This is a genomic window from Rhodococcus sp. IEGM 1406 (assembly GCF_030056745.1).
Taxonomy (GTDB): Bacteria; Actinomycetota; Actinomycetes; order Mycobacteriales; family Mycobacteriaceae; genus Rhodococcus_F; species Rhodococcus_F erythropolis.
On record NZ_JASHKO010000025.1, the window covers coordinates 1 to 355 of the forward strand.

Annotated in this window: 1 protein-coding gene; it reads right to left on the reverse strand. The window is 60.8% G+C overall.

What is annotated here, in order from left to right:
- Positions 1–355: DUF7927 domain-containing protein (locus QM596_RS29590; protein WP_283310602.1), on the reverse strand; the 355-nt coding region annotated here is incomplete at both ends.

The window sequence follows — 355 nt, forward strand, 5'->3', positions numbered from 1 at the left end:
ATCACACACCTCCGGAGGATCAACCGGAGGAGTCGTCCCCGGAACAACGAAGTTGAGCACCGTGTTGTCGGCATTCGCCGCAACGCGATCGGCATCAGCCTTGACCGTGACGGTGTACGTCACCGTCTTGCTCTCGCCGGCCGCCAAGGTCCCCGTCACCGAGAAACCATCCGTGCCGACCATCGCAGCAGTCAACGGAGCATCAGCACTCAAGCTGCCCGCAACCAGATCAGCATCGTCGAGCAGACCACGCAGATCGTCGAAGTGCGCGACCTCACCCGCACCGTTACCGGTGTTCGAGAACGTGAGCGTGTACTTGATGTCCTGACCGGCAACAACATTCGAACCCGACACC